The sequence below is a fragment of the Acetobacter senegalensis genome (genome assembly GCF_001499615.1).
GTDB classification, from domain to species: domain Bacteria; phylum Pseudomonadota; class Alphaproteobacteria; order Acetobacterales; family Acetobacteraceae; genus Acetobacter; species Acetobacter senegalensis.
This window is the reverse complement of sequence record NZ_LN606600.1, coordinates 3,256,172-3,269,749: the sequence shown is the minus strand read 5'-3', so window position 1 is coordinate 3,269,749 and position 13,578 is coordinate 3,256,172. Positions and strand designations below refer to the sequence as shown.

Below are 13,578 nucleotides of genomic sequence, written 5' to 3'. Positions count from 1 at the left end.
CCTAGCTGCTGACCATCATTGTTTCCGAACCTGATGCTGCATTGTCGGTTCAAATGCGCGACGAGCGTGGCGTTCCGGCGGAACGCGGGAATACTGTCGCCCATTTTTCAATCCCAAAGGACGAGCTTCAAAAAAACGTAATGTCCTGTTAGCAGGATCGACCTGAGGCCGCATGTAAGCGAAATTCTGGAAGCAACGGCGGGCTGCTATAGATCCCACCCATCTGGTCTTCATCGACGAAACATCGCCCAAACCAACATGACGCACGCGCATGATCGCTGCTGCAGAGCGGACAGGCTGGGAGCTCAGGTCTCACACGGTCGCTGGAAGAGACCGCCCCGTCTTACCGCTTTGCGTCATAACCGGATTACTGCACAGTGCGGGCTCAACGGTGCTATCAGCGAGCGCAGCCCATGCTCATATCAAACAGTCTCTGGTTCTAAGGCTCAAAGCTGGCGACATCGTCGTGCTCTACAATCTCGGCAGCCACCAGGACGGAGCCGCTCGCAAAGCCATTCGCGCCGTTGGTGTCTGGCTAATTTTTCTGCCGCCGCCCTACAGTCCCGATCGCAATCCAATCGAACAGGTCTTTGCCAAACTCGAGACCCAGCTATGGAGGATCGCTGAACGATCCATCGCGGCAACGTGCAAACGTATCGGCTCACGTCTCAAATGCTTCTCAGCACAAGAATGCGCTAATTAGCTCCGGAACTCAGGATACGCATCAACCTCATCACACGGTGCTCTAAACTATCCCGTCCGTCCGCAATCTCATATCAGTTCTCGATAGGACAGCATGCATACAAGGCATCAGGACACTGTTCCCACGTTAATGATCACAAAAAAGCCGCCGCAAATCAGTTCCCATGAGTTGGACAACCGATCTACAGCAGCTAACATTATCATTTTTAAATTCGTTAGATTCCAGATCTGAAATTTACAACCTTTAGAAATCTAATGACGTTTTTACGTAATACATTCCACCACTAAACCCATAAGGAGAATAGGAGGCATATTTAGCCAAGCCCTGCTGTGTGTTGGCAATAGAGCTAGGAACACGCGTTGGGTGTTTATTGCCCACATTATTGGCACCCACACCCACCGTCCAACGCGGCAGAATTTTATAATCAACTTCAAGATTGGTAATAAAACCTGGGTTCTGCTGGAAAGGCACGCTACCTGCGCCGGTTGGCGCTGCCATATAGACAATTGAACCATAGCGTAGTTCCTGCACAGAAGCCGACCATTTGCCGCGTGTCCAGTTCACACTGATCTGTTCACGGTTTTTGGGAGCAGAATGCAGAACCATCATCTTGGTATACTCATTTACCAGATCAGATTTTGCAGACCGGATCTCGTTATCCGAAAAATTGATGCCCATAGCAAAACGGAACTGCCCGAGTTTTGCAGTATGCAACGTATAGTCCGCGCTAAAATCCCCGCCAAATGTCTGCGTGTTATACAGATTAGCATAATAGGACAGTGATGTTGCGCTTTCCAGATTTGCGTTTTTCAGCAACTCCAAAAGTTCGGAATCATTCTGGCTGACCGAATAGGTTTTTGTGCTGCCCATTCTGCCGTTGATGGCAATATAATACAGATTGCCCGTAACATGAAAATCATCAACCGGTGTTGCATCAAACCCAATGGAATAGCTGCGTGAATATTCCCCTTTCATGCTCCCGGCACCAAGATACTTTGCAATGGCGCTGCTCGCCGGAATCTGATCAACCGTATAACCCGGATACGGGGCAGAATAGAAATAGGAGAGCGCGCCCAACGTTGGCGGACGATACCCAGTATTCACGTTGGCACGAATAGCCCAGCGTTTGTTAAAGTTATAGCGTGTGCCAACAGACCCCGTTTCGACAGTAGCAATATTGTTATAGCTCCCAACACGGCCACCTAGGGTCCATTCCCATTTTTTGGTTACATAGAAATCAAGATTGACATTGCCTTCGTACACGTCACGGTTCTGGTAAGTTGCTGCCATGGGCACATTACCCGGATGATCTGTCGCGCCCATACCGCTCCAGGAGGCTGTCTCACCTTCAAGCATCTGAAAAGTATCGTGGCGATATTCGCCTCCAAACCGCAGATTGATTGGACGAGGAGCCCAGTCAGGCCGGAACGTACGGGACCCGCGCAAACCTGCTGTCAACTGAGTTGCGATAGATGCACCATCATAAAACGATGTCTGGGTACTGCCAGGGATAGAAACATTTTCAGAGTTTGTTGTTCTATAATCCTGTTTATCTCGAGCGTAAGTAATATAGGCATCCCATGCAAAGCCGAATTTACGCGCTTTAATGCCATTGTCTGTCTCAAAATCAAGCTGATCCATGGCAATATAAGGCTGATTACCATCTGGGTAGAGCTCGGGGTTGATCCATTCGTCAGAACTGGTATTGGCCCGATAGGTTTCAGGCACATTTGCGCGGCGATGAGAAAAAGTCGATGTGCTGTAGAAATTGAAGTCACGCGCCATCGGCACCGACATATTCTCGCTGATGGTCTCCAGTGTGGATTTAGGAATACCTAGACCACGCTGAACATTGCGATTAGCCGTCTCGTTTCTGGAATCATCAAAAAGCGTCCCATAAAAATCGCCACCTCGCGTTGTGGGAAGCTGATGGGAAACCTGTGCCGCCAGATCAAGATAACCACCATTACGACCCAGAGCCATACCGTAATTGGCAGAACCATCCAGAGCCTGGCCATCCCCGGCGTAATAACCACTATTTTTAAAATTGATTGTACCACCGTGAGTATCATGCTTCAGCACAATATTCACGGCGCCTGCAATGGCGTCCTGCCCATATAGCGCGGATGCGCCTTCTGTTACTACTTCAATATGGTCAATCGCAGTTACCGGGATAAGGGAAATATCAGCCGGTTCACTTCCCCAGTTGGTGCCAGAGTTCGAGTTAAAATTCGCACCAATATGACGACGATGGCCATTAACAAGAATCAGGGTATCATCCGGAGACTGACCACGCAGCTGCATGGTCTGCACAAATGAGCTTGCACCGCCACCGGGAAGAGCCGCGGTTGTAATGGCAGGGTTAGCCTGCGCAAGAGCAGAAAGCACATTTGTCTGACCGGTTTTCAGAAGCTCAGCACCAGTGACGACCGTAACCTGCGTTGTGCTATGCTTTGGCGTCGTCGGTGAAAATACGGAACTTCCCGAATGGCCACCCACGTCAATGGACTCCTCCCCTCCCCGCAAGGCGCTCAATTTGCTGCGAACATGTGTGGGTGACGTTTTTACAGGTGCGGCCGTCGTATTTTTTGTCTTTTTTACAATGACCTTCTGCGCCTTCGCCTTCTGGGAAGTTACACTTTCTGCAAAACCGCTTCCTGCCGGGAGAAGAGCACCGAACGCTACACTCGCCACGAGTGATAGTTCAAGTTTTGATATTTTGGCCATCGCATCACCCTGAAAACCGGTCGGATTAAGAAACCTTATCTGGTTTCATATGATACGTTTCCGTTATGTTTTGGCGTCATATTGAATATTGATATCTCGCCTTTTGACCCCTATCAGAGCGGGATTTTGACTATAAATTTCAATTTATACATATGAAAACTCTCCACAAGATTAACCTTAATCTCATGGAGATTTATTTTTTACATGTGTTTCTAAAAAGAAAGTCATGATAAATTTAGAAAAAATAATGAGTTTTTTTGACGTAGCTCCATACTCAAAATATATTATGAAAAAACACCAACTTATTAATTTTTCTCGAATTAAGTCATAACAATCGGCTTCCTTACCGTCATCAAAGAAATTAGGCCGGCAACAATCAGCGCCACCGCGCACAGGTACCAGGCCATATTAAAGTTTCCCGTCCAGGACACGATATATCCTGTCAGAATAGGCGCGGTAAGACCAAGTGCATTACTGAATGTCAATGTTACGCCCGTAACAGATCCAATTTTATGACCGTCCTGCAACATATCTGCCAACATGGCTGTATTGGCACCGTTTGCCGCAATCAGACAGCAGAGAGAAAGGGAAAGGACTGCCAGAATGGGTGTTTCATCATGAAAGAATGGAAGAAACCCGATCATGGCACTTCCGATAATACAAAAGGCCACAATAAATCGGCGGCGGCTCGCATCCGGGTTGTTTCGGAACACAATATGCTCAGCTATACGCCCCAGAATAACCGCCCCAACAGCACCCAGAACGTAACACCCGGCTGTACCACTGCCGGACCCTAGAACATTCAAGTGCAATTCATGAATGAGATAGAAAGGAACCCAAGACATAAGCAAAAAGTTCAAAAAATTCTGTGTACACTGGACAACGAGAATCCCACAAAATGTCGAAGACCGAAACAAAGACAGCACTTCTGACACGCGAATGGAGCGAACCCGCGCCGAAGCATCAGATTTATTCGGATTTCTATAAAGTAGCCACCATGCAAGCGCCCAAATCAATCCCACAACACCGAGCGCCATGAACTCAAATCGCCAGCCAACTTTTGCAATCAGGTAGGCTCCTGCAATTGTACCACCAGCAAGGCCTATCTGCATGCCAGTCAGCAGGACTGTCATAACGGTACCGCGTTCCTGTGGTCTTGCCCAGTTGCGAACAATCGTCGCGCCCACCCCAAAAGTTGGCGCTTCCCCTACGCCCAGAAGCATGCGGGTTAAGATAAACTGCGTCACATTTCGTGTCATGCCTCCAAGGATCATAGCGCAGGACCATACGGAAACAGCCAGCGTTCCCACCAGACGAGCGCCAGCGCTATCCAGAAGAATGGTTGAGGGAAGATTCAGGACAAAATAAGACCAGAGAAAACTGGAGGAAACCCACCCCATCTGGACAGAAGAAAGTGAAAATTCGCGGCCAAGATCAGGTAGTGATATGGAAAGGGCTGCACGATCCCCATAACTGATGACGTACATCAGAAAAATCATGCCAAAAAAGACATATCTTGATGAGCCTGCGTTCTTGTTCATCGCTTTTTCACCTTTAAACTCTCGACCTTAAAAGGCAGCCTTGCATCACACAGATCATCAATATTTTTACGATAACGGAACATTATGAATACAACACACCTGTGCGCATGTATGGAAAGGCTTTTTATTGTGCTCCAGAGGAAGATTCTGATTCTAAAACCACTTTTTGTCGGGACGGCCTTTCATGCCGCAACATCCACAGGCCAGAGCCGATAATCAGAAGACCACCCACAAACATGGCGACGCCTGGAATTTCGCCAAACCCCAACCAGCCGATCAAGGCAGCCCAGACCAGACCACAATAGGCAAAGGGACCAATGGCTGAAACCTGAGCCGAGGCAAATGCTTCTGTCTGCAGAACCTGTGCTATTCCGGCAAATGCACCAACAGCAACAAGACATAATAAATCCGCGCGTGTGGGCATATGCCACACGAACGGAAGCGCTGCTGCCGTTGCCGCGGTCATCAAAATGGCCTGCCACATTGCGATGGTCGTGCTTTTTTCCGTAGCCGAAAGCTGACGGATCTGCATGGTTGTCAAAGCCCCTACTGCCCCTTGACCAAGAGCAACAGCGTAAGCCCATGCTGGAACGGTTCCGTGACCATCTCCCAAAAGCCCCTTCCCGCTCGCAACCACAACAACGCCGACAAAACCAATGACTACGGCCACCCAACGCTGAATGGACGGACGCTCATGCATCAGCGGAATGGACAGAAGAATAAGAAACAGTGGCTGCGTGTAAGATAAAACCTGCTGCTCTGCCAAAGGAAGATGTGTTACGGCAACAACCGTCATGATCATACTGACCAGCCCCACAACAGAGCGGATGACATGGCCGCTGAAATGATGCGTCTTCAGCACAAGGCCACCGCGTAACGCGATAACAACCACAAACGGCAAAGAAAACAGATTCCTGAAAAAAACGATTTCAACAACAGATAATGTTGAACCCGTAATTTTCTGCAATGCGTTGAGAAGTGCCGTAAACAATGTGGCCAATGCAAGTAGATATGCCCCGCGTGCGAGGTTATGTTGCATAGCCATTACCGTTCTGCTCCGGACAGAAACAGAGCAATCCTCTTCTGCCCTTTTCTTTTCAAGACCCGTTATCCTTCAGCACACGCCGAGACTTCTCCGCCCATTGCATCTATCTGGGATGCGATGGCCTGGGCCAGCTTGTCGGAACCTGGTGTGTCGCTGTGCACAAGGATCGAGCGGGATCTGATAGCCAGACCCTTGCCCTCAATAGTTATCACTTTTCCTGTTTCAAGGAAGGTTTTTACACGCTCTTTCACTTTATCCAGATCATGGATAACGGCGCCTTCCAACCCCCGGGGCACCAGCGCGCCGTTTGCCTGATAAGCTCTATCTGCCAGAAACAGTGACCGCACACGCAAACCGGCCTTTCTGGCGGCAAGATCAATAGGCTGCCCCTCCATTGCCAGCATTACGAGAGAAGGATCAATCTGCGCAATCACGCGCGCAAGACGATCAGCCAAGTCCTGATCGGCATTCGCCATTGTCCCAAATGCGGCATGATAACTGACATGGCCTACCCTAAGCCCATGGCGGGCCGCGATGCCCCTGAGAGCCCCAATCTGGTACGCCAGCATGGCTTCCATTTCTTCCGCGCTGACAACCATGGTCCTGCGCCCAAACCCCATCCGGTCTGGCAGGCCAGGATGCGCCCCAATAGCAACGCCACGCTCTTTTGCAGCCCGAACCACACGGTCCATAATCAGATGATCACCCGCGTGAAAACCACATGCGATATTTGCCGACGAAATCACAGTCATCAGAGCGGCATCATCGGCTATCATCCAGCGACCAAAGCCCTCGCCAATATCGGCATTCAAATCAATCTTCATGATTTTTTACCGGTCTGGCCGGCATCCCTCCGAATGAATGATTTTCTGTAGAGCGCAGAATTTTCCTGAATACTCTTCAGATACTTTTCTACATCTGCCATGGCCTCAAGGCCCGCGGCGTGATCACACCGCTGTAACCGCACGAAACTGCCGATACGCGCCTGAGCAAGACGCCACAAATCAGCTTCGATCACAGTCGCAATCCGAGGATAGCCGCCCGCGGTGTTTGCATCCGCCATTTGCACAATAGGTTCTCCTGCCGGAGGCACCTGAATAAGGCCGGGAATAACCCCGTAAGATCGCAACTCTATGGGGTGTTTCAGCATCAAAGCCCCCCCTTTAAGCCGGTAGCCCAGCCGGTTGCTTTGTGCTGTAATCTGCCAGGATGTAGACCAGAAACGGGCTTGCGCTTCTTCCGTAAACAAGGCGTAGTCTGTTGCGGGAATAGCGCGCAATGTCACTGTTTTTTCTTTTTCTTCAACGCATGCGCCAACCAGCCCCTCCGACGGCGGAATAGCGCCGAAGCCATCTGGCACGCGTCCACCGGTTCCGGCAATCTCATCGTCAACCTCTAGCGGACGCCCCAGATACCCCCCAAAGCCACCACGCAATTGCGTACTCCGAGAGCCGAGGACAACTGGAACATCAATACCCCCGCAGACGCACAGATACATCCGCGCGCCTATGACAGGCCGCTCAAGCGTTAGAACATCGCCCATGCGCGCAGTGACAACAGTCCAAGGCAGAATTTTTCTGCCCCCCAGCGTTAAAACGCCTTGGGCGCCCGTCACAACCAGACTGACATCTTTGTCGAAGCGAACTTTGAAAGGAAATGTCTGCACTTCACTGCAAGCAGCATCCGGTGCATTCCCAAGAAGGGCATTACCGCATCGCAGTGCCACAGGGTCCATCACGCCAGATGTACTCACGCCCAAATGGCGATACCCAAACCGACCAGCGTCCTGCACGCTATTCAGTACGCCGGTTTCAAGAACTGTAATCACAACTCGATACTCTCGGCGTAAAAACGGATCTGGTCACCTACGTCAAACAACGCTGGCGGATCACGTTCTGGATCAAACATCACCAAATCCGTAAAGCCGATGGAATTCCAGCCATTCGGCCCCGTCAATGCGGATATTCCAGCCTGCGGGCCTCCAATTGTAACTGTGCCCGCCAGCATTTTCAGAGAAGGCACAGATTTGCGCGGCGTTTCCAAACGGGAGTCTAGCCCGTGCAGATACCCAAATCCCGGCACGCTTCCGAGTGCGCACACTGTATAAAGGGGAGCCTGATGAAGCGCGATAACCTCATGCGGAGACATACCGCAATGTTCTGCAACACGCGGCAGGTCAGATCCCAGTTCACCGCCATACCGAACCCCCACTTCAAACAGCCGTCCTTTGATGTGTTTCTCCGGTAAGGTATCCCATGCCTTACGCAGCCAAGCCGCCATATCCTCAGGATTTTCCGGTGGCGTAGAAAAAATCAGCATCAGGTTGGTAACACCCGGCATGACTTCAGCAATATCCGGGCGATCGGCGCAGGCATCCATCAAGGCCCAGATACGCTGCTGACAGCCCAGTGTGAACTCTCCGGGCGCTTCAAACAGCATGGCCCGTGTTCCGATCATACTGATGGTAGGAGGCCCTGCTGAACCAGCAGACTGCTCTGCCCTAAGAGCGGGGATGGTTTCAGTCATGAGCGTCCAGGCAAAGATCTAAGATGGCTGCCACCAAAAACATCCCGTACGGTGTTACATATTGCGTCCGTAACGATACGGTGAGAGAGCGAATGCTCGCCAACATTATCTTGCTGTGGTGACATACAATAATCTTATGACCAGCACCGAGCCGGAAACATTGGATAATCTTATGACGCAAGACTGAACTGATCTTGGTCAACACAAAATTCCGTCTCTAAGGTGGAATGACTTGTCAAATTCTGGCCTTTTACATAGGGCAGAGCGGCCCACATACATCAGGATATTTTATATCATGACAATACAGCCCTACAGCACAGCACTTGTTACCGGCGCATCATCCGGCATCGGAGCCGCAACTGTCCGCCGCCTGCGGGAACTGGGGCTGGAAGTGCATGCCGTTGCCCGAGACAAAGAACGCCTGACCAAGCTGGCTGAAGAAACCGGCTGTATTGTGCAGGCTGCCAGTGTCGCGGACCTTGATGCCATGGGGGCCATTTTCAAGAACCATGAGATTGATATTCTCATCAATAACGCCGGTCAGTCCCGCACCGGGAACATCACCAACACGACAGAGGAAGACATTGACGGCCTGGTGGACATCAACCTGCGTGCCGTTCTGCAACTGACACGGCTGGCCCTGCCGGGGATGATTGCGCGGGACCGCGGGCACATTGTCAACATTACCTCCATTGCCGGCCATTATGCCTTTGCCGGTGGCAACACGGTCTATCACGCCACTAAGGCCGGCGTGCATTCTCTCTCCCAGCAGCTACGGTGTGACCTGTTCGGCAAGAATATCCGGGTCACTGAAGTTTCTCCCGCCCGTGTTCAGACTGAGGTTTTTGGCCGCCTGATTGGCGATATGGAAGAGGCTCAGCGTCGCTTCTTTGATGAATATGACTCTCTGCTTCCTGAAGACCTGGCAAACTCCATTGCTTTCGCCATTTCTGCGCCGCAGCGCATGAATGTCAGCTTTATGGAAGTTCTGCCCACCATGCAGGTTGTTGGTGGCCTGAACTTTGCGAAGAAAACAGCTAAGTCCTGATAACCATGGATACTCAAGCTCTCAAAGCGCTGATAGACCTGTTTGGCCGTGCTCCGCTCCGTGAGCTTGAGATTGAAGAAGGCGGTCAAACTCTTAAAATCACGCGCTCAGGGCAGGCTTCGGCCCCGGCTAGTCCTGCTTCTCCGCTTTCTTCTCCACAGTCAGCTCTGGCAGGATCTTCGCCTGTCGAAACGGGGGCTTCCACATCAGCAACGCAGCCTGAAGCGCCCCCTGAGGCTGCGCGCGTTGTAACCGCCCCAATGTATGGTACCCTCCATTTGTCTCCCTCCCCTGATGCACCACCTTTTGTCAGCGTGGGAGACACTCTGAGCGTCGGACAGCAGATAGGTCTGATAGAAGCCATGAAAGTTTTCACCCCGGTCAAATCCGAGGTTGCTGGCCGTATAGAAGCCATTTTGGTAACCGATGGCAGTGAGGTTGAGGCTGATCAGCCTCTGATGCGTCTATCATGAGCGGCCCGCAGCGCTTCGGGCGCGTTCTGATTGCCAATCGTGGCGAAATCGCCCTGCGTATTCAACGAGCCTGCCGCCAACTTGGGCTGGAAACTGTTGCTGTCTATTCGGAAGCGGATGCCCAGAGCCGCCATGTTCTGGAAGCTGACATTGCATTGTGTATTGGCCCGGCGTCTGCCGCTCGCAGCTATTTGGATGCTGATGCCATTATTCTGGCGGCAAAAGTAACAGGCGCGTCTGCCATCCATCCCGGCTATGGCTTTCTGTCCGAAAATGCCGATTTTGCGGAAGCAGTTGAAGATGCCGGGATTATCTTCATAGGCCCAACGCCAGCTTGCATCCGCCTGATGGGCGACAAGATTACCGCCAAACAGACCATGCAGGCATCAGGGGTGCCCTGCGTGCCCGGCTCAGACGGCCCTTTGCCGGAGAGTGAGCAGGCCATTCTGGAGTTGGCCAATACGGTTGGCTTTCCGGTTATTGTCAAAGCCTCTGGCGGCGGCGGCGGTCGCGGCATGCGGGTTGTATGGTCCGCTGATGAGCTGATCAAGGCGGTCACCCTCACCCGCAAGGAAGCTCAACAGGCCTTTGGGAACCCGACCCTGTATCTGGAACGCTTCATGCAGAAGCCCAGACACATCGAAATACAGGTTCTGTGCGATACGCATGGTAACGCGCTGTGGCTGGGAGCCCGTGACTGCTCTTTGCAGCGCAGGCACCAAAAAGTGCTGGAAGAAGCACCACCGCCGGGAATTTCACCCGAACTGATTGCAGAAATTGGCGCCAGTTGCGTACAGGCGTGCCGCAATATTGGCTACCGCGGCGCAGGCACGTTTGAATTTCTGTATGAAGAGGGTATTTTTGCCTTCATTGAAATGAACACGCGCTTGCAGGTTGAACACCCGATTACGGAAGAAACAACCGGCATTGATATTGTGTGTGCACAGATTGAGATTGCACAAGGCAAACATCTGGCCATCGAGCAGAGTGCCATTCATACCGTGGGCCATGCCATTGAATGCCGGATCAATGCAGAAGATCCTTTCTCATTCGCACCATCTCCAGGCTGTGTGAGCCGTTGGGATGTTCCCGGCGGGGCTGGTATTCGTCTGGATACGCATATTGTGGCCGGAAGCGTTGTGCAGCCATATTATGACTCGCTCATTGCCAAAGTCATTGCACGAGGCGCCACACGGAGCGAAGCCATCCAGCGGCTGAAAGTTGCTCTTGCTGAAATGCAGGTTGAGGCAATCTCGACCAATATCCCGCTCCATCAGGCGCTTTTGTGCGACCCTGCTTTTGAGAAAGGTGGCGTTGACATCCACCATCTGGAACACTGGCTGGAAAAAAGGGAACACTCCTGATGAACACGCCATTATCAATCCCGGCTTTTGACAGCCTTCCGAATTCAGAAGAAGTGATCCAGATTACCCAATGGCTGAGCGAAGCTGGTCTCAGCAGCCTTGAACTGTCCAATGTGCAGGGAGTACGCCTTCGCATCACTGTGGAAGAAAGCGCCCCTCCTACTCCCGACGCGACAAGCCACACGTTCCCCACACACGGGCAGCCTGAGGCTGCTGTCTCTACCTCTACGGACATTTCTGTTACAGCCCCGTATTTTGGGAATTTGTTACGAAAAAATCCGCTTACAAAGGAAGAATTTGCACCGTCAGGCAGTTCTGTCTGTGCGGGAGAGGTAGTCTCCATGCTGCAAATCGGGGAACTGACTGTCTCTATTACAGCGCCACAAAATGGAACCGTGGTACAGTTCATGGCTGAGGAAGGCGATCTGATCAGCTATGGGCAAACCATTCTGACCCTTCATCCTCTTTGATGACAGAAAACTTCTGTCTGGAAATCAGTTAAAAGAAACCCCACCTCTTTTCAAAGCGGGGTTTTCTCTGTCCGGCACGTCCCTTTGGATGTGCCGGATATCTTTTTTGCTTATTTCAAACCTGCGACAAACTTTGCAATCCGGTCACATCCTTCACGGAGTGTCTCGACATCGGTCGCATAGGACACGCGAAAAAACGGGCTCATACCGTAGGCTGTGCCCTGCACCGTTGCCACCTGCTGTTCCTCCAAAAGGCCCATGACGAAATCTGTATCTGTTGCAATGGTTTTTCCAGCAGCAGAAACCTTATTCATGCATGCACTTATATCCGCATAGACATAAAACGCGCCTTGAGGCTTATGGCACTGAATTCCCGGAATGGCGTTCAGCAGACCGACCACCAGGTCCCGACGGGTTTGATATTCCCGCGCGCGATCTTTCAGGAAATCCTGCGGGCCTTCCAAGGCAGCAACGGCAGCCGCCTGCGCCAGAGTGTTGATGCCGCTGGTTGACTGTCCCTGCATGTTGTTCATAGCGGCGATCAGCTTTTTGGAACCACCACAATACCCCACGCGCCAGCCTGTCATGGCGTAAGCTTTAGAGACACCATTAACTGTGAGAACACGTTCTTTCAGACGGGGCTCCACCTGCGCAATCGTACAAAACTCAAACGCGTCATAAACCAGACGTTCATAAATATCGTCTGTCATGACCCAGACGTTGGGATATTTGAGCAGGACAGCGGCGATTGCTTCCATATCCTCACGCGGACAGCATGTGCCTGATGGATTGTTCGGGAAATTCAGGATGACCCATTTTGTCCGCTCTGTAATGGCCGCTTCCAGATCATCCGCTGCAAGCCTGAAGCCGTTTTCAGCTTTGCAAGGAACCTGAACAACACTGGCCCCGGCCAAACGCGCCTGATCCGCGTAGCTGATCCAGTACGGGGTAGGTAGAACAACCTCATCGCCCGGATTGCAGGTCGCCATGATGGCATCAAAAATGATCTGCTTTCCGCCATTGGCAATCAGGATTTCATCCAGCGCATAATCCAGATTATTTTCGCGCAGAAATTTATTACGGACTGCCTTTTTGAGCGCTGGCTTACCAGCCTGAGGTGGATATTTTGTATCACCCGCCCGTACTGCCGCCACAGCAGCTTCCACCACATGCGGAGGCGTCGGAAAATCCGGCTCACCCGAGGAAAGACTGATAACCTTAATACCTTCGGCCTTCAACGCCGTGGCTTTATCCGTCATTGCAGCAGAGGCTGATATGGAAATTCCGTTAAGTCGATCCGCTAAACCAGGCATCACATATTCACTCCGAAACTTCTTTGATGCATACGCACCCTAGAAGGCAAAAAATTATCAATATGAAATGAATTTATGCCTAAGGACCATGCAGGAGATAGCATTGAAAAGCATCTACCCCCATACAAGAATTCTATGACAAGAAATGGCACGTATATCTTCGCAATGTAGCCATCAAAAATCGAATGAAACAATATTATAAACAAATATTATTTTATTTTTTGAGGATAATTTTCTTTATTGAAAAGAAAAAACCGATTAAAATTGATAGATATATAAATATATATTCAACAGGAATTTTTTCGCATTTATTGACCATTTACAGAAATTCCATTAAAATCCAACCAAATACGGCGCATGGAGAGGGC

Annotated in this window: 12 protein-coding genes; 5 read left to right on the top strand and 7 right to left on the bottom strand. The window is 51.0% G+C overall.

The annotated features are described in order from the left end of the window. Nucleotides 1-271: 271 nt before the first annotated feature. On the top strand, nt 272-703 hold the full coding sequence (locus ASN_RS20595) for a transposase (RefSeq protein ID WP_082666725.1): 432 nt from the start codon (nt 272-274) through the stop codon (nt 701-703). Nucleotides 704-946: 243 nt separating this feature from the next. Here ASN_RS20595 and ASN_RS15240 read toward each other — a convergent pair whose 3' ends face one another. The 6 genes from ASN_RS15240 to pxpB all read right to left on the bottom strand — a co-directional run bounded on the left by ASN_RS15240 (nt 947) and on the right by pxpB (nt 8,542). Next, entirely contained in the window at nt 947-3,430 is a 2,484-nt protein-coding gene (locus ASN_RS15240; RefSeq protein ID WP_058988677.1) for a TonB-dependent receptor plug domain-containing protein, read from the bottom strand. Between the two features lie 320 nt (nt 3,431-3,750). After that, the gene (locus tag ASN_RS15235) at nt 3,751-4,971 is read right to left on the bottom strand and encodes an MFS transporter (RefSeq protein ID WP_058988676.1); all 1,221 of its coding nucleotides are present in this window, start codon (nt 4,969-4,971) and stop codon (nt 3,751-3,753) included. 124 nt (nt 4,972-5,095) lie between these two features. Beyond that, nucleotides 5,096-6,016 carry a DMT family transporter gene (locus ASN_RS15230; RefSeq protein ID WP_407922286.1) on the bottom strand — a complete coding sequence of 307 codons (921 nt, stop codon included), beginning with the start codon at nt 6,014-6,016 and terminating at the stop codon, nt 5,096-5,098. A gap of 62 nt (nt 6,017-6,078) precedes the next feature. After that, entirely contained in the window at nt 6,079-6,840 is a 762-nt protein-coding gene (locus tag ASN_RS15225; protein WP_058988674.1) for a LamB/YcsF family protein, read from the bottom strand. After that, nucleotides 6,837-7,844, bottom strand: coding sequence for a 5-oxoprolinase subunit C family protein (locus ASN_RS15220; protein WP_058988673.1), 1,008 nt, complete (start codon nt 7,842-7,844; stop codon nt 6,837-6,839). Before ASN_RS15220 ends, ASN_RS15225 begins: the two co-directional genes overlap by 4 nt. Next, nucleotides 7,841-8,542, bottom strand: coding sequence for a 5-oxoprolinase subunit PxpB (gene pxpB / locus ASN_RS15215; protein ID WP_058988672.1), 702 nt, complete (start codon nt 8,540-8,542; stop codon nt 7,841-7,843). Before pxpB ends, ASN_RS15220 begins: the two co-directional genes overlap by 4 nt. Nucleotides 8,543-8,837: 295 nt before the next feature. On the opposite strand from pxpB, the gene ASN_RS15210 reads away from it, so the two are divergent. The 4 genes from ASN_RS15210 to ASN_RS15195 are packed head-to-tail and all read left to right on the top strand — an operon-like array spanning nt 8,838 to nt 11,897. Continuing rightward, a complete protein-coding gene (locus ASN_RS15210) occupies nt 8,838-9,590 on the top strand; it encodes an SDR family oxidoreductase (RefSeq protein WP_058988671.1) in 753 nt (250 codons plus the stop codon). Nucleotides 9,591-9,595: 5 nt separating this feature from the next. Continuing rightward, on the top strand, nt 9,596-10,063 hold the full coding sequence (locus ASN_RS15205; RefSeq protein WP_058988670.1) for an acetyl-CoA carboxylase biotin carboxyl carrier protein: 468 nt from the start codon (nt 9,596-9,598) through the stop codon (nt 10,061-10,063). Continuing rightward, nucleotides 10,060-11,427, top strand: a complete 1,368-nt coding sequence (gene accC / locus ASN_RS15200) for an acetyl-CoA carboxylase biotin carboxylase subunit (RefSeq protein ID WP_058988669.1) — start codon at nt 10,060-10,062, stop codon at nt 11,425-11,427. The genes ASN_RS15205 and accC overlap by 4 nt, the downstream gene beginning before the upstream one ends. Then, nucleotides 11,427-11,897, top strand: coding sequence for an acetyl-CoA carboxylase biotin carboxyl carrier protein (locus ASN_RS15195; RefSeq protein WP_082666724.1), 471 nt, complete (start codon nt 11,427-11,429; stop codon nt 11,895-11,897). Before accC ends, ASN_RS15195 begins: the two co-directional genes overlap by 1 nt. 110 nt (nt 11,898-12,007) lie before the next feature. Here ASN_RS15195 and ASN_RS15190 read toward each other — a convergent pair whose 3' ends face one another. Next, on the bottom strand, nt 12,008-13,210 hold the full coding sequence (locus tag ASN_RS15190; protein WP_058988668.1) for a pyridoxal phosphate-dependent aminotransferase: 1,203 nt from the start codon (nt 13,208-13,210) through the stop codon (nt 12,008-12,010). Between the last annotated feature and the right edge of the window lie 368 nt (nt 13,211-13,578).

Coding starts and splice junctions, on each gene's coding strand:
- ASN_RS15205 (WP_058988670.1), top strand. CDS start 9,596: ATGGATACTCAAGCTCTCAAAGCGCTGATAGACCTGTTTGGCCGTGCT.
- ASN_RS20595 (WP_082666725.1), top strand. CDS start 272: ATGATCGCTGCTGCAGAGCGGACAGGCTGGGAGCTCAGGTCTCACACG.
- ASN_RS15230 (WP_407922286.1), bottom strand. CDS start 6,016: ATGGCTATGCAACATAACCTCGCACGCGGGGCATATCTACTTGCATTG.
- ASN_RS15225 (WP_058988674.1), bottom strand. CDS start 6,840: ATGAAGATTGATTTGAATGCCGATATTGGCGAGGGCTTTGGTCGCTGG.
- accC (WP_058988669.1), top strand. CDS start 10,060: ATGAGCGGCCCGCAGCGCTTCGGGCGCGTTCTGATTGCCAATCGTGGC.
- pxpB (WP_058988672.1), bottom strand. CDS start 8,542: ATGACTGAAACCATCCCCGCTCTTAGGGCAGAGCAGTCTGCTGGTTCA.
- ASN_RS15210 (WP_058988671.1), top strand. CDS start 8,838: ATGACAATACAGCCCTACAGCACAGCACTTGTTACCGGCGCATCATCC.
- ASN_RS15195 (WP_082666724.1), top strand. CDS start 11,427: ATGAACACGCCATTATCAATCCCGGCTTTTGACAGCCTTCCGAATTCA.
- ASN_RS15240 (WP_058988677.1), bottom strand. CDS start 3,430: ATGGCCAAAATATCAAAACTTGAACTATCACTCGTGGCGAGTGTAGCG.
- ASN_RS15235 (WP_058988676.1), bottom strand. CDS start 4,971: ATGAACAAGAACGCAGGCTCATCAAGATATGTCTTTTTTGGCATGATT.
- ASN_RS15190 (WP_058988668.1), bottom strand. CDS start 13,210: ATGCCTGGTTTAGCGGATCGACTTAACGGAATTTCCATATCAGCCTCT.